The sequence below is a fragment of the Gemmobacter sp. 24YEA27 genome, assembly GCF_030052995.1.
GTDB lineage: Bacteria > Pseudomonadota > Alphaproteobacteria > Rhodobacterales > Rhodobacteraceae > Pseudogemmobacter.
The window spans coordinates 2,559,017-2,576,234 of sequence record NZ_JASJPW010000001.1; the positions used below are offsets into that span (position 1 = coordinate 2,559,017).

Here is a 17,218-nt window from a genome sequence, read left to right on the forward strand (position 1 = left end):
AAGCGGGCCGCCCTGGATTTTACAAAGCGGCGCTGCCGCTTATTTCATCAGCTCAGTCCAGATCGCGGTCATATATTCCTGCGCCTTGGGCGGGCAGCGTTGCAGGAAGTGACCGGCGGCTTTCGAGGCTTCCGGGATCTCAATCTCCGGGGCGCCCTTCATCTCTTCGGGCATGAATGGCTCAGAGCCGGTGATGCCATTGGCATATTTGGCATGGGTCGAGATCAGCGCGGCGTTTTCCGGCTCCATGATGAAGTTCAGGAATTTATACGCACCTTCTGGGTTTTTGGCATCCGAGAGGATCGCCACCGAATCCATGAACAGCGGATAGCCTTCTTTCGGGTAACCGAAATGCACATCGGGGTTATTGATGCGCGAGCGCAGGGCCGCCCCGTTCCAGTAAACGGTCGCCGCCCAGTCATTGCTCGACATCTTCTCGGTGGCGCCATAATCCATCGAAATCCAGTCGGGCTTGGCTGCGATCAGCGCGTCACGGGCCTTTTTCAGCACTTCGGTGTCTTCGGTGCAGGGCTCGCCGCCGACATACCACACCGCCATATAGACGATATCGTTCATCTCCGGCGTCACATTGATCTTGCCCTTCAGCTCATCCGGCACGTCCAGCCAGATCGCCGAAGTGTTGATGTCGCCGCTATAGACCGATTTGTTGACCATGATCCCGGTCGATCCCCACTGCCAGGGAATGGTATGGGCGCGGCCCGGATCCCAGGACACATCGCGCCATTCCGGGGCGATATTGCCGATATTGGGCAGTTTCGAATGGTCAAGCTCCGCCACCAGCCCCTCTTCGACGAAAATCGGCACGTAATTGGCCGAAGGCACCACCATGTCGAAGCCATGGCCGCCGGCGCGGATCTTTGCCAGGGCGGTGTCGTTTGAATCGTAATCGGTGACGATAACCTTGATGCCGGTCTCTGCCTCGAACTTCCGCAGCAGCTCGGCACTGGTATAATCGCCCCAGTTGTAAAGCTGCAGCACTTTGTCATCGGCGCTGGCCATGGCGGCAGTGGCGCAGAGAATGGCCACCGTGCTGAGGAATTTCTTCATATCCGTCTCCCTGTGAAACTTTGGACAAGAACCATTCGGTTCAGTTTTTCTTGCGGTTGATAAGTGAGAACCCGACCAGCAGCAGCACCGTCAGCACCAGAAGCCCGGTCGAGATCGCATTGACCTCGGGCGTCAGCGTCCGGCGCAGCTGGCCGAGCATATAGGTCGGCAGCGTATCCTGGCCTGCGGATTTCACAAACTCGGTAATCACCACATCATCGAGGCTGATGACGAAGGCAAGCATCGCGCCGGCGGCGATCCCGGGGGACAGAAGCGGCAGCGTGACAAAGCGGAAGGTCTGCCAGGGATTGGCGTAAAGATCCGCCGCCGCCGATTCCAGCGAGAGATCCATCCCTTCCAGCCTTGCCCGGATCGGCAGATAGGCAAAGGGCACACAAAAGGCCGAATGCGCGAGGATCAGATACCAGAGGCCCTGATAGCCGGTCCAGGCCTTGATCACCCCGAAGACGATCAAAAGCGCCACTGCGGTCACGATCTCGGGCACCATCAGCGGCTGGTTGATAAAGGCATAGATCGCCGTCTGGCCACGAAACGCGCGGCGCCTGGTGGTTGCGAGGGCGGCCATGGTCGCCACGACCGTCGCGATGAAACTGGCCGAAACCGCAATCTGCAGCGAGCGCAGCGCGGCGGCCTGTACGACATCATTCTCCCAGGCCTCGATATACCAGCGCCAGGAAAAGCCCTGCCAGACCGAAAGCGTGGTGCCGGCATTGAAGGAATAGAAGACCAGCGTGCAGATCGGCAGATAGAGCGCGATAAAGACCAGGATGGCGACAGTGGCGAAACCGGGCAGGCGCGAGACTTCAAAGCTTTTATCAGCCATGGCTCTTGCCCCCTTTGGTCGCGGCGCGGACATAGAAGATCATCGCCAGCATCACGATCAGCAAAAGCGTCATGGAAAGCGCCGCGCCGAGCGGCCAGTTCCGGCCCTGGCCGAATTGCAGCTCGATGAAATTGCCGATCATCATATTCTTGCCGCCCCCCAGCACGCGCGGCGTGACATAGGCTCCAAGCGAGGGGATGAAGACAAGGATCGAGCCTGCAATGATACCAGGCTTCACGATCGGCAGCACGACATGGCGCAGTACCTGAAGGCGCGAGGCGTAAAGGTCATAGCCCGCTTCCAAAAGCCGCATATCGAAGCGGTCGATGGCCGCAAACAGCGGCAGCACCATCAGCGGCAGATAGACATAGGCCATGCCGATCAGCACGGCGGTATCGGTGTTCATGATGCGGAGCGGCTCGGAAATCAGCCCGATCCCCAGCAGGATCTTGTTCAGAAGCCCCTCATTGCGGATGATCTCGGTGATCGCGAAGGTGCGGATCAGCAGATTGGTCCAGAAGGGAATGGTGATCAGGAACAGCCAGAGCGCGCGCTCTTTCAGCGGGCGTGTGGCAATGAACCAGGCTGTGGGAAAGCCAAGCACAAAGGTGATCAGCGTGGTCAGGATCGAGATTTTCACCGAACGCCAGAAGATCGTCAGATGCGCATCGGCCAGCACCAGATTGCCATCATCAAAGATGTCGCGGGTGTAAAGAACCCCAACCCAGGCCTCGGTCGAGAAGTCCCACACCACGCCGCCGGTCGGGCCAGCCGTGAGGAAGGAATAGATCAGCACAATCAGCAAGGGCCCTGCCGCCGCGCAGAACAAAAGGATCAGCGCCGGGGCCGAAAGCGCCCAGGCATTGCGGGTCGAGCTTGCGGCCTGAAGGCGCTCGGCCGCGCTCGCGCCATGTGTCCGGGCCATCGCTCAGTCCTCCAGCATGAGGACAGAGCCCGGCGCGAACCGGATCCCCACCTTCGCCCCTGCCCGATCAGCGCCTCGCCGGTGACGCCCGATTGTACGCAGGCCTCGATCCCGGTCCCGTCGGGCAGCACGATCTGGTAATTCATATCAGTGCCAAAATAGACCGAGCCCCGCACCTCGGCCGGGATCGCGCCCTGCGCCTCCGGCGGGGTGATCTCGACATGTTCGGGCCGCACCGCAAGCGTGATCTGCCCGCCTTTGCCGCCGGTATCGACCGCAATCACCTCACCCGAAGCGAGCTTCGCCCCGCCTGGCACGCCGGTTGCGGTCAGGAAATTCGTCTCGCCGATGAAGGAGGCGACAAAGCGGTTACGGGGATTTGTGTAGATCTCGCGCGGGGCGCCAAGCTGCTGGATCCTGCCCGCCGACATGACCGCGATGCGGTCCGACATGGTCAGCGCCTCTTCCTGGTCATGGGTGACGAAGACAAAGGTGATGCCGGTCTCGGTCTGGAGCCGTTTCAGCTCGACCTGCATCTCCTTGCGCAGCTTAAGGTCAAGCGCCGAAAGCGGTTCATCAAGAAGCAGAACCTTGGGCCGCGGCGCCAGTGCCCGCGCCAGCGCCACCCGCTGCTGCTGGCCCCCCGAAAGCTGGCTGGTCTTGCGCCCTGCCATTGCCTCGAGCCGGACCAGCGCCAGCATTTCCTGGACCGTCCGGTCGACCTCGGCCTTTGCGATGCCCTTCATCTTCAGACCAAAACCGATATTTTCGGCCACGCTCAGATGCGGGAACAGAGCATAGGACTGGAAGACCGTATTCACCGCCCGCCTGTTCGGGGCTGGCCGGTCACATCCTGGCCATCGATCAGGATCTGCCCGGCGCTTGGCATCTCAAACCCCGCGATCAGGCGCAAAAGCGTGGTCTTGCCACAGCCCGATGGCCCGAGAAGCGTAAAGAATTCGCCGGTTCTGATTTCGCAGGACACATTGTCCAGCGCCCTGACCACGGTTTCGCCCTGACCGAACGCCTTGGTCACATCTTTCGCCATAATGGCAGCAGTAACAGCCAAAAGATCACCCCTGTGGTGTGGTTCTCAGTCTTATTATATTTTGATCATATTGCGGGTACCCAATACGATTGAGCAAGAGAAATCGCCGCCCCTGCTGCAATTTCATCTTTCCGCCGCATGATCAAAGACCAGAGCTGTCTGAAAATCGGGCAATAGCACAATCCGAAACTGATCTCTTCCGGGGAGCCGGTCACTCAGAAAGGCTCCGCCCCCACAACCCGGGTAAAGTGGATCCGTGCGCTCGCAGTAAAATATTTTATTTTCATATACTTAATTAAATTAATCCAGCGCTGCCTCCGGCTTTGATCCCGATCATGGCGCCCTGCCCGCGCCTGGCCCCAGACTGGCCCTGCGCGAACGCCAGCTCAACCTTCAGGAGCAAGCATGAAACCAATCCTCCTCTCCCTCCTCGTCCCGGCGATTTTGTCCGGGACGGCGGCTTCTGCAGATACATTGCGCGATCTCGCGCTGGAAACCTTCAGAGCCTTGCCCTCGACGGTCCCCGCCATCAAAAGCAATCCCTCGACCCCGGCGAAGCTCGATCTGGGCAAAGCGCTGTTTTTCGATCCGCGTCTCTCGGCCTCGGGCGTGTTCAGTTGCTACAGCTGCCATAACCTGACCACCGGCGGGGATGACAATATGGAAACCTCGGTCGGTCATGGCTGGCAAAAAGGGCCACGCAATGCGCCCACGGTGCTGAATGCGGTGCTTAATGAGGCGCAGTTCTGGGACGGGCGTGCCGATGACCTCGCAGCCCAGGCCAAGGGGCCGGTCCAGGCCGGCGTCGAGATGGCCAATACGCCCGCCAATGTCATCGCCACGCTGGGGTCTATGCCGCAATATGTGACCTGGTTCGGCGCGGCTTTTCCTGATGATGCCGAGCCGCTGAGCTTTGACAATATGGCCAAAGCGATCGAGGTGTTCGAGGCGACCCTGATCACGCCCGCGCCCTTTGATGCCTGGCTCAATGGCGATGATGCGGCGATGACGGCGGATCAGCTGGCCGGCTTGCAGCTTTTCATGGAGAAGGGCTGTGCGTCCTGCCATTCGGGCGTCAATGTCGGCGGGCATGGCTATTACCCGTTCGGCCTGATCGAAAAGCCCGGGGCCGAAATCCTGCCCCCCGATGACAAGGGACGCTTCGCGGTCACTGCGACGGTGGATGACGAATATGTCTTCCGCGCCGCCCCCTTGCGCAACATCGCTTTGACCGCGCCCTATTTCCATTCCGGCAAGGTCTGGGATCTGCGCGTGGCGGTCGAGATCATGGCCGAAAGCCAGCTTGGCGAAGCGCTGCACCCCGAGGAGACCACGCAGATCGTGGCCTTTCTCGACAGTCTGACCGGCACCATGCCCCAGGTGGTGCTGCCGGTCCTGCCGGCGGAAACCGCAACCACGCCGCATCCCTTGACGGCGATCCTGCCATAAGACAGATCAGGGCGGATCCCCGGATCCGCCCTTCCCGGATCCCCCCGGCGCGAGACGGCGCTCGAACAGGGCGAAAACCACCGGGGCCGCGACAATGATCGCGATGATCCTGACCACGTGATGCAGCGCGACAAAGGCAACATCGGCATGGATCGCCAGCGCGATCAGCCCCATCTCGGTCAGCCCGCCCGGGGCAAGTGCGAGCATGGCCTGTTCCGGGCTGGTGCCGGACAGGATGCGCATCAGATGGCTGAAGCCAAGGGCAACGCCCAAAACCAGCACGGTTGATCCGATGCTAAGCGCCCCGGCCTTGCGCAGTTCCGAAAGTGGCACGCCGCGAAAGCGGCAGCCCAGCACGGTCCCAAGGATCACCTGGGCCGCATTGACCAGAACCGCGGGCGGCGCGGCTTCGGAAATCCCGCTCAGATGCAGCGCCGCCGAAAGCGCCATTGGTCCGAGAAAGGTCGGCGCCGGCCAGTTCAGCGCGCGTCCGGTCAGGCTCCCGAATATGGCGGCGGCCAGCAAAAGCCCGGCCTCCCGCCATTCCGGCAGAGCCGCGCCACTTGCCGCCCCCGCACCGACATCATGGCCCATGATGACCCGAAACCACAACGCAATCAGCGAGATGGTCACGACGATCCTGAGACTGTGGGCAAGGATAACGGGCTCGGGCTTGCCACCTTTGGCCTCGGCCAACTCGATCATCTCGGCCAGCCCGCCCGGCATCCCGGCAAAGAAAGAGGTGCGCCAGTCATAGCCGCCGGCATAGCGATACCAGGGCACAATGATCAGGCCGACGACCAGCAGATAGACCAGCAAAAGCGACAGCGTCCCGATCCAGGTGACCATATGGCCCAGCACTTCGGGGGCGAAACGAGAGCCCAGCAGCACGCCGATCACCGCCACGACCGCAGGGCGGATGGCATTGGGCCCCTGGATCCGCAGCCCGGCGACCGAGGCGATCATGGTGGCAAAAAGCGCGCCAAGCATCCAGGGCAGCGGGAGGCCAAGCCCCCAGGCGACCAGGCCTCCGGCAGTACCGAGACCGAGCGCGGGCAGATAGGACAGGAGGGAGGTCAAGGATCAGGTCCGAAATCAGAGCAGGTTGCGGCCCGGCGGCATCGCCGCATCACAGGTGCCGGGCGCCCGCCCATTTTGCCGATCCCGCCGCCAGTGTCGAGAGCAGTCATGACGGAACGGAGCGCGCGGCCCGCCTCGCCCGTGTTGTCGCACCGGTGTTGTCCTGACGGCCTCGTCTGGCCGACCCTGGCTGGGGCGCTGCCCCGGCCCGCCGGTCTCCCGCAGCGCTTACCCCCGGCGGACCGCCGCGACGGCGTCGCGCAGTTCCGCGATTTCGGTAACGCGTGGAAAGAGGTTCAGCCCGACCAGATAGGCCGGCGTGCCGGGCAGGCCGAAGAAATCAGCCTCGGCCATGGTACGGTCAATCAGCGCAACCCATTTGTCGCGTTCGCGCTCAAAGCTCGCGATGGCGGCCTCCGGATCCAGACCGGCGTCGCGTACCGCCGCATCCATCCGCAATGCATCGACCCGGCGTCCTTTTCCGGCCATCAGCGCGGCATTCACCTCCGCATAGCGGCCAAGTGCCACCGAGCCGAGGCCAAGCTGCACACCGCGCACGGAGGCCTCGCCAAAGATCGGCCAGTCTTTCATCACCAGACGGATATCGCCGTCAGAGCGCACATAATCCAGCAGGGCCGGATGCGAGTCGCGGCAGAAAGGGCACTGGTAATCAAAGTATTCCACGATGGTCACCGAGCCATCGGGATTGCCCAGCACCGGCTGATCAGGGTCATGCGTCAGCTCGCGCGGGGCCGCACCCGGCAGCATCTCTTCGGCCCGGACGGGAAATGCCGCCCCCGCCAGCATGATTGCTCCAAGCGAGCTCCCGAGAGAGCCCCTGATCAGATCGCGTCTTTTCATCACTGTCTCAGTTCAGGCTGCTGGTATAGGGGCTTTCAGGGAAGCCGGTCGGGTAGCCATAGGCCGGATCCGCCGTCGCAGGCTGGCTGGCCGGCTGGTTGAACGAGGCACCGCTATAGGGCGTGGTTGCGGGCACATAGGACCCGAAGGCACTGGCGCTCTGGTCCGGGTTCAGCACAAGCACCTTGCCGCCTTTGACATAGTTCGCCGCCAGGTGAATGGCGTCCTGGTTGTACATGCGGATACAGCCCGCCGAAGTGGCATGGCCGATCGAGGCGACCTCATTGGTGCCATGGATGCGGTAATAGGTGTCGCGCCCGCCCCGGAAGAGATAGATCGCCCGCGCGCCCAGCGGATTTTGCGGCCCGCCCGGCAACCCGTCGGCATAGGCGGCATACATATCCGGGCGCTCGCGGATCATATTGTCGGTCGGCCGCCAGCTCGGCCAGACCCGGTCATATTGCGCGACCGCCGCGCCCTCGAAGGACCGGCCCTGATCGCCCACCGCCACACGGTAGCGCAGCGCGCGATTGCCGCCCCGGATCAGATAAAGATAGCGCTGCCAGGGATCGACGATGATCGCGCCGGGGGATTCGGTGATCGCAAGATCCACCTCGGTGCGGGTGTTTTCGGCAATCAGATAGCGCGGGTTTACGGCCGGGATATGGAACCCGTTATCCTCGAGCTCGCCATACATCGCGAGGATTTCCGGAGGGACATTGGCGGCAGGATCAGGTTGCGACCCGGAGTCGGGCACCTTTGGCGCACAGGCCGATACCAGCCCCGAAAGGGTCATCAGAAGAGCCGCACGACGACTGACCACAACGCTCATAAAACTGTCCTTTCCCGCCGGCGGGAAGGAGCAGACACGCCCCGGATCTGGCAGGATCGCGGGATGCTTGCCGCCGGCTTTGCACACCTCCGCCGTGGCGCGATGCCGGAGCACCGCCCACGAGGAACCAATCCGGCCATGCGCCATGATCCGAAGGGCCTGGTCAAGCCCCGCCGTCACACAGCTGCGCGAGAAAGTGAAATACCGCCAAAGACTGGCATGGCTTGCGCCGATTCCGCGTTGAACCGCCGCGCGATCCAGGTCCCGGGAGCCGCTTAACCTATGGTCGGGCCGCAGATCCAGATCATGTATACCCGGACCCGCGCTGGTTTGCACGGCGGTCGGGATCGCTGTTCAGCCCCCGATTCCACTGAGAAGAATCGCCGCTGCCAGCAAGACCGTCGCGGCGACACAGATCAGAATGCCGTCGCCGGGGCCCGCGGTCGCCTGCGCGTTTTCGTCACTCTCCTGTGCTGCCCCGCCTGTCACCACTGCGCCCTGCACCACCCTGTCTTCACCTGCCAGTATCGCCAGCACGCCCGGATCAAAGCCATTATAGATCATCTGTCTCTCCGTTCTCTGGATGCCCGTGGTTCGCCGGATGCCCGTATCCGAGGCCGGATCACGGCTGATTTTCGGGCAACAGCATCGCCGTCGCATTCCGGTTGTGTGTCGCGCCCCTGCGACCGGTGCCCTGCCTCAGCGGGCGGGTTCCTCAACCAGCCGGCCGTCATAGGCATGTGCCGGTGTGGCGGAGAGGAAGCCGAGCGAATCTTTCGGCGTCAGGGTCAGCGCCAGCACAGCCGCCATCGCGAGGCTTGCCAGCAGGACCGCCGCCCTTTCCTGCCCCCGGCGCGGCGTAACGCGCGAGGTGCCCCCCGCGCTCACAGCGCCCCTCCAGTCCTGGTCCGGGCTGCGCTCAGCTGCGCGTCCGGCGCCCCATAGCCATAAGGCGCGCGAAATCGCGACGGCGCGGTGGTATCAGTCTGTGCCCCGGCAAGGAGAAGGTTGCGCAAGACGCGGCCCTCTTCCCAGGGGCCAAAGCCGGCTTCAGCATTCACATGGCCCGCAAAGCCGAGATCGACCAGTTCTGCCCCCCAGGCGCGGGAAAGCTGCGCCGCGCGCGAAAACCCCATCCATGGGTCATTGCGGCTGGCCGCGACGATCACCGGCAGGTCAAGCACCTGTTCCGGGATTGGGCCGAAATGGCCGATACGGTCGGCGCCTGCGGTCTCGGCCGGGGCAACCAGCAAGGCGCCCGCTACCCGCAGATGCGGCCATTGCGTCAAAAGCCGCGCGATCAAAATCGCCCCCAGGGAGTGACCAACCAGAACGCAATCGGGATGCGCGATAATCATCGAGGCCAGCTCTACTTCCCAAAGCGCCGCCACAGGGCGATGCGGGTTCGAGAGATCCACCGTCAGCGCATGAGGGTCACTGGCCGCCCACCAATGTTGCCAATGAGGTGCAGCCGACCCGTCAAGGCCCGGAACGATAAGCGTGTTGATCATCACCATGGTCCTTTCCCGAGGTCACAAGAAAAAACTACATGATTTATCGTGATTAAGAATTCTAAAGATGCCTCCAGGAAAGGAAGAGGATTCCCTTTCTGTCAGTGCGGTTGCAGGCCCTCCCCCTTGCCCCTCAAGCGGCAGCGGCCAGGTGCTTCGGCCCTGCAAGACCTTAGACAGGCAAGCGCACCTCCTGGCTAAGGCGTTTAGAAACCGGCTATTTTTCCGGTGACAGCCGTCTCACGCGGTCCTGGCCCTGTCTCTCCCGCCGCCGCGGGGTGATCGTGGTTGCACAGGCTGTGATCGCCCAGAACCTCGATCACCCGGCAATCGCTGATCGTGCCATGGGCGCATTGAACGACCATCCGCTCCAGCTCATGTTCCAGCGCTTTCAGCCGCGAAATGCGCTCACGCACCGCCCCGAGCTGGGTGCGCGCGATACTGTCTGCGGCGGCACAGGGCTGATCCGGCTGGTCGGAAAGCGAAAGCAGATCGCGGATCGCCTCGAGCGGGAAACCCAGATCGCGCGCATGGCGGATAAAGCGCAGCCGCTCTTCGGCGACCCGGCTGTAGAGGCGCTGATTGCCGGAAGAACGTTCCGCCTCGGGCAAGAGGCCGATCTGTTCGTAATAGCGGATCGTGGGCACCTTGACGCCGGTGCGGTCCCCGAGCTTGCCGATTGTGAGCATTTGCGCCTCCAATATCTCTATAAACTATAGGTATTGTCTTTCTTTGCTTCAACTGCGACCGATGTTTCGATACCACATGCCGGTTACCCCCTTTCATATGAAACCAAATGCGCCTATATTTTCACTTGAAAGGAGCCTTCAGATGATCTCTTTCCCCAATATCGCACTGGATCAGCCCTCGCCTGGCCAGGTGCTTGGCAAAGCCGCCCTGCGTGCAGCCGAACGTCTTGGTCTTTCGGCGCGGCAATTCGCCCGGGTGACCGGCCTCTCGGAACCGGGTGTGTCACGGCTGAAACGCGGCACTGCCGGGATCGAGGAAGGCAGCAAGACCTTTGAACTCGCGGCGATGCTTGTGCGGCTTTACCGCTCGCTCGATGCGATTACCGGTGGCGATGAGGCGGTGGCGCGGGCCTGGATTTCGGCCCCGAACGAGGCGCTGGGCGCCGCACCGGTGGAAAAGATCACCTCAGTTCAGGGACTTGTTGATGTCTGCGCCTATCTGGACAGCCGCCGCGCTCGGCTCTGAATGCAGGCCCTTTCAGGGGCGCGGCTGGCGGCTGGTCGAAGCGCAGCACCTGGTCTCGACCCTGAAACTGGTGGACAGCCTTGCGGAACAGGCGCTGCTGGAAGAGATTCTGGAAACCACCAAACCGCCGATGCCTGCCGCCTGTCAGGGGCTTGATTACCTGCTGGCCACGCCCTTTCGTTATCGCCCCTACCCGCATGGGTCGCGCTTTCGTCGCGCCGGGCTGACGCCGGGCGTCTGGTATGGCGCCGAAAAAGTGCAGACCGCGCTTGCGGAAATGGTGTTCTACCGTTTCCTGTTTTACGCCGAGAGCCCGGCGACGCCCTTTCCCGACGGACCGGCGGAATATACCGCATTTGCGGCCAAACTCGCGACCGCGCGGGCGGTTGATCTGACAGCGCCGCCGATGGCCGACCCGGCCTGGAGCCATCCGACCGATTACGCGCCCTGCCAGAGCCTGGCTGAGGCGGCCCGCGAGGCCGGGGCAGAGATCATCCGCTACACATCGGTGCGCGACCCGAAGGGCGGCGCCAATCTGGCGGTGCTCAGCTGCGGCGCCTTTGCCGCAACCGGGATCCAGGACCGCCAGACCTGGCGCATCCGTCTCAGCCCCACCGGCGCGATGGCCTTGCGCGAACATCCGCGCCAGGGGATTGATTTTCCGAGGGAAAGCTTCACCGATCCGCGGCTGAGCGCCATGGTCTGGGACCGCCCCCGCGCCAGGTAAAGGCCGCGCCGATCACTCCGCCGCGCGTTTTGGCAAGACCCAGCCGGGGCGCGGGAAATGACAGGTATAGCCGTTCGGCTGACGCTCCAGATAATCCTGATGTTCGGGCTCGGCCTCCCAGAAATCGGAAACCCGCTCCACCTCGGTCACCACCGGGCCAGGCCAGAGGCCGGAGGCATCGACATCTTTGATCGTCTCAAGCGCCACCTCGCGCTGATCCTCGGTCACCCAATAAATTGCCGAGCGGTAGCTCGGGCCAAGGTCATTGCCCTGACGGTCGCGGGTGGTCGGGTCATGGATCTGGAAAAATGCCTCAAGGATCTGGCGGTAGCTGATCCGGGCGGGGTCGAAAACCACCTCGATCGCCTCGGCATGGCGGCCATGATTGCGGTAGGTGGCATTGGGCACCTCGCCGCCGGTATAGCCGACACGGGTGTTCACCACCCCCGGCAGACGGCGGAGCAGCTGCTGCATCCCCCAAAAACAGCCCCCGGCCAGAACCGCACGTTCCTCAGTCATCTCTGTCTCCTTTCACGCGCCGTATTTCACGCGACCGGCATCCGCGCCTCGGCCATGCCGGCAAGCCAGCTTGCACCGAAGGGTGCGGCCTCATCGTCGAAATTATACCCGGCCTGGTGCAGTGGCGCGCTATTGCCATTGCCAAGGAAGATATAGGCACCCGGGCGCTCCTGCAGCATATAGGAGAAGTCTTCTGCCGCCATCAAAGGCGCGGTTTCGGCATCAACTTCGGGTGAGATCGCCCGCGCCACCGCCGCCGCATGGGCGGTGCCATCCTCATGGTTCACCGTCACCGGATAGCCGCGGCGGAAATGCACCTCGACCGTCGCGCCATAGGTCGCGGCCACGCCCGCGCAGATCTGGCGCAGCCGCGCTTCGATCATCGCGCGGACCCCCTCGTCCAGGGTGCGCACGGTGCCCTTCATCACCACCTCTTCGGCCAGCACGTTATAGGCGGTCGAATCGCTGTGGATCGTCGCGACCGAGACCACTGCCGATTGCAGCGGATCGGTGTTCCTGGACACGATGCTTTGCAGTGCCAGCACCAGATGCGATGCGACCACGGTGGTATCAATCGCCTCCTGCGGTTTTGCCGCATGGCCGCCGCGCCCGGTCAGGGTCAGCGAGAATTCATCCGACGCCGCCATGATCGCACCCGGGCGGATCGCGAAACGGCCAACCGGGATCCCCGGCATATTATGAAGGCCGTAAACCTCCTGGATGTTCCAGCGCTCCATCAGCCCGTCTTTGACCATGGCAAGACCGCCGCCGCCGCCCTCTTCGGCCGGCTGGAAGATACAGACCACCGACCCATCGAAATTCCGCGTCTCGGCGAGGTATTTCGCGGCGCCGAGCAGCATGGCGGTATGGCCGTCATGGCCGCAGGCATGCATGATCCCGGGTGTGCCGGAGGCGTAATCGAGGCCGGTTTTCTCATGGATCGGCAGCGCATCCATATCGGCGCGTAAGCCCACCACCCGGCCCGCGCTGTCCGAGCGCCCCCGGATCACCGCGACCACGCCCGAACGTCCGACCCCTTCCGTCACCTCGTCGCAGCCAAAGGCCCGGCACAGTTCCGCCACGCGCCCGGCGGTGCGCGGCAAGTCATAATTCAGCTCGGGGTGCCGATGGAAATCCTGGCGCCAGGCTTTGATCTCGGGGGCGAGTTCGGCGAAACGGTTCTTGACGGGCATGGGCGTCTCCTTCGGCGCGGAGTCTGATCTCCGGCGCGCGGAAGGGCAAGCCCCCGCCGCAGCGGCGGGAGCCGTTCCTCAAAACCGGAGCCCGGGCCTAAAGGCTCGGCCCCGGCACCAGTTTTGATCCGTCGGTGAAACGCGACAGCCGGAAGCGGCTCATGTCATGACCTATGTCTTCCCCCAGGATCATGCTGGCGATCACCCGGCCCATGCCCGGCCCGATGCCGAAACCATGACCGCAAAGCCCGGTCGCGATCACAACGCCCGGCAGCTTTTCGGTGCGGTCAATCACCGGGACGACATCGGGCATGGTCTCGATCATACCGGCCCAGCTGGCGGTCAGGCGCGGCTTGCCGATCTGCGGGAAGGCTTCGGCAAAGCGGGTCCGGAGCCGCTCCAGCGCCTTGCGATCAGGCGCGGGGTTCAGGATCCGCATCCGCTCGAACGGGGTTTCGACATCACCCTTCAGCCAGCGCGGCGTCGACCAGGCATCGGGATAGCCCTTCGGCGCCATCGGTTGCAGGCTGGTCTGGCCGAAAGTGCGTTTCAGCAACGGCCAATAGGTGCCGAATTCGCGGAAGGCATCGGGGCCGATCCAGAAATTCTGGTGGTCACCGGGGGCGAGCGTATAGCCGCCATCCTCGCGGCGGCGAAAGGCGAAATGGCTGTCCACAGCCGCGCCCGGGAAAAGATCCGGGAGAGGCTCGGTCGCCGCCACCGTCGCGCGGACCGAAAGCTGCGGGATCCTGACGCCATGCGCGCCGAGGAAAAGCCGCGACCAGGCACCTGCGGCAACCACAACCTGATCACAGGCGATGCGCCCGGCCTCGGTCACTACGCCCGCGACCCGGCCCGCCGAAAGATCAAGGCAGCGCACCGCGCAATGCTCAACGATCACCACCCCCGCCTCAACCGCAAGATCGGCCAGCATCGGCACCGCAACCCATGGCTCGGCCCGCGCATCCGACGCCGTCCAGAGCCCGCCGGTCCAGCCCGCTTTGGCCGACGGGACCAGATCCGCCACCTCGCGCGCGCTCAGCATCCGGCTGTCCACCCCCGAGCCCGCGACCGAATCGAGCCAGGACCGGAACCCCGCCATGTCACCTTCTTTATTGGCAAGGTACAGGACACCGGTTTGCCGGAACCCGAGCTGCCCGCCCGCCTCGACTGCAAGCTCACGCCACAGCGCGAGGCTTTCCATCATGATCGGCAGTTCCGCCGGATCGCGCCCCTGCTGGCGGATCCAGCCCCAATTGCGGCTGGACTGCTCGCCCGCGATCAGCCCCTTTTCACACAGAACCACGCGCTGGCCCTTTTTGGCCAGCGCCCGCGCGGTCATCACCCCGATGATGCCGCCGCCGATCACCACCGTATCACAGACCGCCGGCAACCGGCCCCGATACCGGACGGGGCTGTTTTCGTGGATGGGAAAACTCATTCTGCTTCTCCGCAAGCGTCCAGACCCAGATGTTCCGGCGGGCGCCTTTGCGGCAATGCCCGGGCCGGAGCCCTGCTCCGCATATCCGCCGGCTGCAGAAAAGGCGAGAAATGCGATGCGCCTTCGTTCCGGATCTGCAGGTCCGGCAATCGATCCTCAGAACCGCACAAGATTTCAATTCCTCCGGCAGCACCAGACGAATTTATCCCTTTCTGGTCGTTTTTTGTGCGCGGCATATGAAACTGACCCCAGAGCTTATCCACAGGACCGATTTTCGAAGCCAGGAAACGGATGCGTTTTGGTTTTCCGAACTCCCCTACACTAACGGCCCTCAGCCCCTCTGTACTCGCTGGAAGCGGTGGAGCGAGGAAGGGGTATTTTCCCGATGATGCACGGTCGGGCGTATGCGCGGCGATTCCGAAGATGGCGATGATCGATGTGGGGAGGCGAACGCCATGCGTTCAGGTGAGCAGGCGCAAGCGCCTGAACGCGCAGCGAGCGGCTTTTAGGCAAAGACCGTATGCCTGAGATCAGCGAAGACGTGCGATCAGGTGCAGAAAAGGGGGCCATGAACACAAGACTTCATGCCGTCGCCGATGCCGGTCTTCGCCGGCTCCGCCTCTTCATAATCTACATATTGCCAGGACCGAATCCACCGAACGTGACCAGTTCAAGATCAATGAACTGGAAGCAGTGATCGGCATCGACGCGAATGACACGATCTGCAACGGTGTTGGCGCTGATATCACCGGTGGCCCTGGCGCCGATACATTCACGTTCTGGAACATGGACGGCGTGACCCCACCTCAGCAACGATTGCAGACGCGCCCAGGGCGACAGGATCAGTTTCGAGATCTGGAACTTCAGATGTCTCGGCAGCGGTGGCTATACCGGTGACTGGAATGCGGCTGCGCTAAGAGGTGGCTGGATCGACCACCAGGCTTCTGGCGGACTGGAATGCAGATGGAGCTGCGGCGTTCCGGTTTGACCTCACCCGGGTGATCAACCTCATCGAAAGCGATTTCCTGCTCTGATCGCACGCAAAAACACCTGACCCTGCAGGCGCTCCCCTGGGGCGGCTGCTATTATCCGGACCAGCCTGGTTTCAGTGAAAGCTCTTCCGGATCCGGCGCAGGCCCAGCCAGACCAGCGCAAGCACCGGCACAACCAGCACCGCCGTCATCATCTCTTTCGACAGCCCCGCGAGTTTCCCCAGCGGATACAGCGCGTAAGACGCAAGGCTGACCGCGTAATAGCTGATCGCCACCACCGAAAGCCCCTCGACCGTATGTTGCAGCCGGAGCGCCAGATCCGCGCGGCGGTCCATGCTTTCCAACAGCCGCTGGTTCTGCGCCGAGCGGTCGACATCGACGCGGGTGCGCAAAAGCTCTGCGGCGCGCTCTGCCCGGGTCGACAGCGTTTCCAGCCGCGCCTGGGCCGATTTCACTGTCCGCATCGCCGGATCATAGCGGCGCATCATAAACTCGCCAAAGGTCTGCCGCCCTTCAAGCCGCTCTTCGCGCAAGACCTGGATGCGCTGGTTCAGGATCGCCTCATAGGCGGCGGTCGCGCCAAAACGGAACGAGACCCGCACCGCCAGCCGCTCAAGCTCGGAGGAAATCGACAACAGATCATGCAAAGCTGCCTCGGGCGCCGGCCCCTTGCCCCCCGTGGTATCCAGCCCCGAAACCAGCGCCGAAAGCCGCGGGTCCAGCTGGTTGAGTTTGCCCGACAGATCGCGCGCCCGCAAAAGCCCCAGCATCGACATGGCGCGGTAGACCTCGATCTCGCACAGACGCTGCACGATCCGCCCGATCCGCCGCCGCCCGGTGCCGGGGCGGATGAAGACCGCGAAACGCATATTGCCCGCCGGATCAATGCGGAAATCTCCGGCGATCACCGCCGCCCCGTCAACCACTTTCGACAAAGCGAGGCTTTCGGGCACGAACCAGTCCTCGCAGCGGGCGAAAAGCTCACCCATGCTCGCAGGCATATGCTCGATGCGGATCAGCACCGAGGCAATCCGCCCGCCCGGCGCCGCCTGCACCCAATCCTCGGGGAATACTTCCGTCTCGGCCGGATCAAAGGGGCGCGATGAGACCCCCGGCGTAAAGGCCGAATAGGTCACGAATTCGGTATGGCTTTCCCATTTCAGCTCGGTCCGGCCAATCGGACCCGAAAAATGCGTGGCATCGGGTTGCGGATGGGCGCCGCCATTGCGGTCTATCAGATCGATCAGATGATCGCGGTCGCGGGTCCGGTCGCGACCTGCAGCATCCACCGGCTCCTTGAACGCCATCATCACAGCGGTGCAGGGCAGATCCAGCGCCGGGAATGGCCGGGCATGGAGCTCATTCACCGTGGCATAGCGGAGCGGATGGTCGGTCACAGGAGGCATATCTTCGCTCATAAGTTGAGATCAGGCCGGGTTACGCCCGGGGGAACAGATACCGCCAGCACAAAGCCCGCATACCGGGGTATGCGGGCAATATGTTGCCGTAAAGA

General features: G+C 63.1%; 17 protein-coding genes and 1 pseudogene. 3 read left to right on the top strand and 15 right to left on the bottom strand.

Going from position 1 to position 17,218, the window contains the following annotated elements; all coding sequences use genetic code 11:
* Window positions 1-39 precede the first annotated feature (39 nt).
* From QNO18_RS12805 to QNO18_RS12820, 4 genes and pseudogenes are all read right to left on the bottom strand, one after another.
* Window positions 40-1,068, bottom strand: coding sequence for an extracellular solute-binding protein (locus QNO18_RS12805; protein WP_198836794.1), 1,029 nt, complete (start codon window positions 1,066-1,068; stop codon window positions 40-42).
* Window positions 1,069-1,108: 40 nt separating this feature from the next.
* Window positions 1,109-1,912, bottom strand: coding sequence for an ABC transporter permease (locus QNO18_RS12810; RefSeq protein ID WP_283177967.1), 804 nt, complete (start codon window positions 1,910-1,912; stop codon window positions 1,109-1,111).
* On the bottom strand, window positions 1,905-2,837 hold the full coding sequence (locus QNO18_RS12815) for an ABC transporter permease (protein WP_283177968.1): 933 nt from the start codon (window positions 2,835-2,837) through the stop codon (window positions 1,905-1,907). Before QNO18_RS12815 ends, QNO18_RS12810 begins: the two co-directional genes overlap by 8 nt.
* A 3-nt stretch (window positions 2,838-2,840) precedes the next feature.
* Window positions 2,841-3,906 (bottom strand): annotated as a pseudogene (locus QNO18_RS12820) (ABC transporter ATP-binding protein).
* 384 nt (window positions 3,907-4,290) lie between these two features.
* Here QNO18_RS12820 and QNO18_RS12825 point away from each other — a divergent pair.
* The gene (locus QNO18_RS12825; RefSeq protein ID WP_283177969.1) at window positions 4,291-5,334 is read left to right on the top strand and encodes a cytochrome-c peroxidase; all 1,044 of its coding nucleotides are present in this window, start codon (window positions 4,291-4,293) and stop codon (window positions 5,332-5,334) included.
* A gap of 6 nt (window positions 5,335-5,340) precedes the next feature.
* On the opposite strand, the gene QNO18_RS12830 is transcribed toward QNO18_RS12825, so the two are convergent.
* From QNO18_RS12830 to QNO18_RS12860, 7 genes are all read right to left on the bottom strand, one after another.
* Window positions 5,341-6,414, bottom strand: a complete 1,074-nt coding sequence (locus tag QNO18_RS12830) for an AbrB family transcriptional regulator (RefSeq protein ID WP_283177970.1) — start codon at window positions 6,412-6,414, stop codon at window positions 5,341-5,343.
* A gap of 228 nt (window positions 6,415-6,642) precedes the next feature.
* Window positions 6,643-7,275, bottom strand: coding sequence for a thioredoxin domain-containing protein (locus QNO18_RS12835; RefSeq protein WP_283177971.1), 633 nt, complete (start codon window positions 7,273-7,275; stop codon window positions 6,643-6,645).
* 7 nt (window positions 7,276-7,282) lie between these two features.
* On the bottom strand, window positions 7,283-8,107 hold the full coding sequence (locus QNO18_RS12840; protein WP_283177972.1) for a L,D-transpeptidase: 825 nt from the start codon (window positions 8,105-8,107) through the stop codon (window positions 7,283-7,285).
* Window positions 8,108-8,461: 354 nt separating this feature from the next.
* Complete coding sequence (locus QNO18_RS12845; RefSeq protein ID WP_283177973.1) at window positions 8,462-8,671, bottom strand: hypothetical protein; 210 nt, start codon at window positions 8,669-8,671, stop codon at window positions 8,462-8,464.
* Between the two features lie 135 nt (window positions 8,672-8,806).
* Entirely contained in the window at window positions 8,807-8,995 is a 189-nt protein-coding gene (locus tag QNO18_RS12850) for a hypothetical protein (RefSeq protein WP_283177974.1), read from the bottom strand.
* Complete coding sequence (locus tag QNO18_RS12855; RefSeq protein ID WP_283177975.1) at window positions 8,992-9,618, bottom strand: alpha/beta hydrolase; 627 nt, start codon at window positions 9,616-9,618, stop codon at window positions 8,992-8,994. Before QNO18_RS12855 ends, QNO18_RS12850 begins: the two co-directional genes overlap by 4 nt.
* Before the next feature lie 206 nt (window positions 9,619-9,824).
* Entirely contained in the window at window positions 9,825-10,307 is a 483-nt protein-coding gene (locus tag QNO18_RS12860; RefSeq protein WP_283177976.1) for a helix-turn-helix domain-containing protein, read from the bottom strand.
* Window positions 10,308-10,449: 142 nt separating this feature from the next.
* On the opposite strand from QNO18_RS12860, the gene QNO18_RS12865 reads away from it, so the two are divergent.
* Window positions 10,450-10,833: an antitoxin Xre/MbcA/ParS toxin-binding domain-containing protein gene (locus QNO18_RS12865; protein WP_283177977.1), complete on the top strand. Its 384-nt coding sequence runs from the start codon at window positions 10,450-10,452 to the stop codon at window positions 10,831-10,833.
* Complete coding sequence (locus QNO18_RS12870; protein ID WP_283177978.1) at window positions 10,793-11,560, top strand: RES family NAD+ phosphorylase; 768 nt, start codon at window positions 10,793-10,795, stop codon at window positions 11,558-11,560. Before QNO18_RS12865 ends, QNO18_RS12870 begins: the two co-directional genes overlap by 41 nt.
* Before the next feature lie 12 nt (window positions 11,561-11,572).
* Here the strand turns inward: QNO18_RS12870 and msrA are convergent, their stop codons facing one another.
* The 4 genes from msrA to QNO18_RS12890 form a co-directional block, all read right to left on the bottom strand.
* Entirely contained in the window at window positions 11,573-12,079 is a 507-nt protein-coding gene (gene msrA / locus QNO18_RS12875) for a peptide-methionine (S)-S-oxide reductase MsrA (RefSeq protein WP_283177979.1), read from the bottom strand.
* Window positions 12,080-12,105: 26 nt separating this feature from the next.
* Complete coding sequence (locus QNO18_RS12880) at window positions 12,106-13,272, bottom strand: M20 aminoacylase family protein (protein WP_283177980.1); 1,167 nt, start codon at window positions 13,270-13,272, stop codon at window positions 12,106-12,108.
* 97 nt (window positions 13,273-13,369) lie between these two features.
* The gene (locus QNO18_RS12885) at window positions 13,370-14,713 is read right to left on the bottom strand and encodes an FAD-binding oxidoreductase (protein WP_283177981.1); all 1,344 of its coding nucleotides are present in this window, start codon (window positions 14,711-14,713) and stop codon (window positions 13,370-13,372) included.
* Window positions 14,714-15,818: 1,105 nt separating this feature from the next.
* Entirely contained in the window at window positions 15,819-17,111 is a 1,293-nt protein-coding gene (locus tag QNO18_RS12890; RefSeq protein WP_283177982.1) for a DUF3422 domain-containing protein, read from the bottom strand.
* Window positions 17,112-17,218 lie beyond the last annotated feature (107 nt).

Coding starts and splice junctions, on each gene's coding strand:
- QNO18_RS12805 (WP_198836794.1), bottom strand. CDS start 1,068: ATGAAGAAATTCCTCAGCACGGTGGCCATTCTCTGCGCCACTGCCGCC.
- QNO18_RS12810 (WP_283177967.1), bottom strand. CDS start 1,912: ATGGCTGATAAAAGCTTTGAAGTCTCGCGCCTGCCCGGTTTCGCCACT.
- QNO18_RS12815 (WP_283177968.1), bottom strand. CDS start 2,837: ATGGCCCGGACACATGGCGCGAGCGCGGCCGAGCGCCTTCAGGCCGCA.
- QNO18_RS12825 (WP_283177969.1), top strand. CDS start 4,291: ATGAAACCAATCCTCCTCTCCCTCCTCGTCCCGGCGATTTTGTCCGGG.
- QNO18_RS12835 (WP_283177971.1), bottom strand. CDS start 7,275: ATGAAAAGACGCGATCTGATCAGGGGCTCTCTCGGGAGCTCGCTTGGA.
- QNO18_RS12840 (WP_283177972.1), bottom strand. CDS start 8,107: ATGAGCGTTGTGGTCAGTCGTCGTGCGGCTCTTCTGATGACCCTTTCG.
- QNO18_RS12845 (WP_283177973.1), bottom strand. CDS start 8,671: ATGATCTATAATGGCTTTGATCCGGGCGTGCTGGCGATACTGGCAGGT.
- QNO18_RS12855 (WP_283177975.1), bottom strand. CDS start 9,618: ATGATCAACACGCTTATCGTTCCGGGCCTTGACGGGTCGGCTGCACCT.
- QNO18_RS12860 (WP_283177976.1), bottom strand. CDS start 10,307: ATGCTCACAATCGGCAAGCTCGGGGACCGCACCGGCGTCAAGGTGCCC.
- QNO18_RS12865 (WP_283177977.1), top strand. CDS start 10,450: ATGATCTCTTTCCCCAATATCGCACTGGATCAGCCCTCGCCTGGCCAG.
- QNO18_RS12870 (WP_283177978.1), top strand. CDS start 10,793: ATGTCTGCGCCTATCTGGACAGCCGCCGCGCTCGGCTCTGAATGCAGG.
- msrA (WP_283177979.1), bottom strand. CDS start 12,079: ATGACTGAGGAACGTGCGGTTCTGGCCGGGGGCTGTTTTTGGGGGATG.
- QNO18_RS12880 (WP_283177980.1), bottom strand. CDS start 13,272: ATGCCCGTCAAGAACCGTTTCGCCGAACTCGCCCCCGAGATCAAAGCC.
- QNO18_RS12885 (WP_283177981.1), bottom strand. CDS start 14,713: ATGAGTTTTCCCATCCACGAAAACAGCCCCGTCCGGTATCGGGGCCGG.
- QNO18_RS12890 (WP_283177982.1), bottom strand. CDS start 17,111: ATGCCTCCTGTGACCGACCATCCGCTCCGCTATGCCACGGTGAATGAG.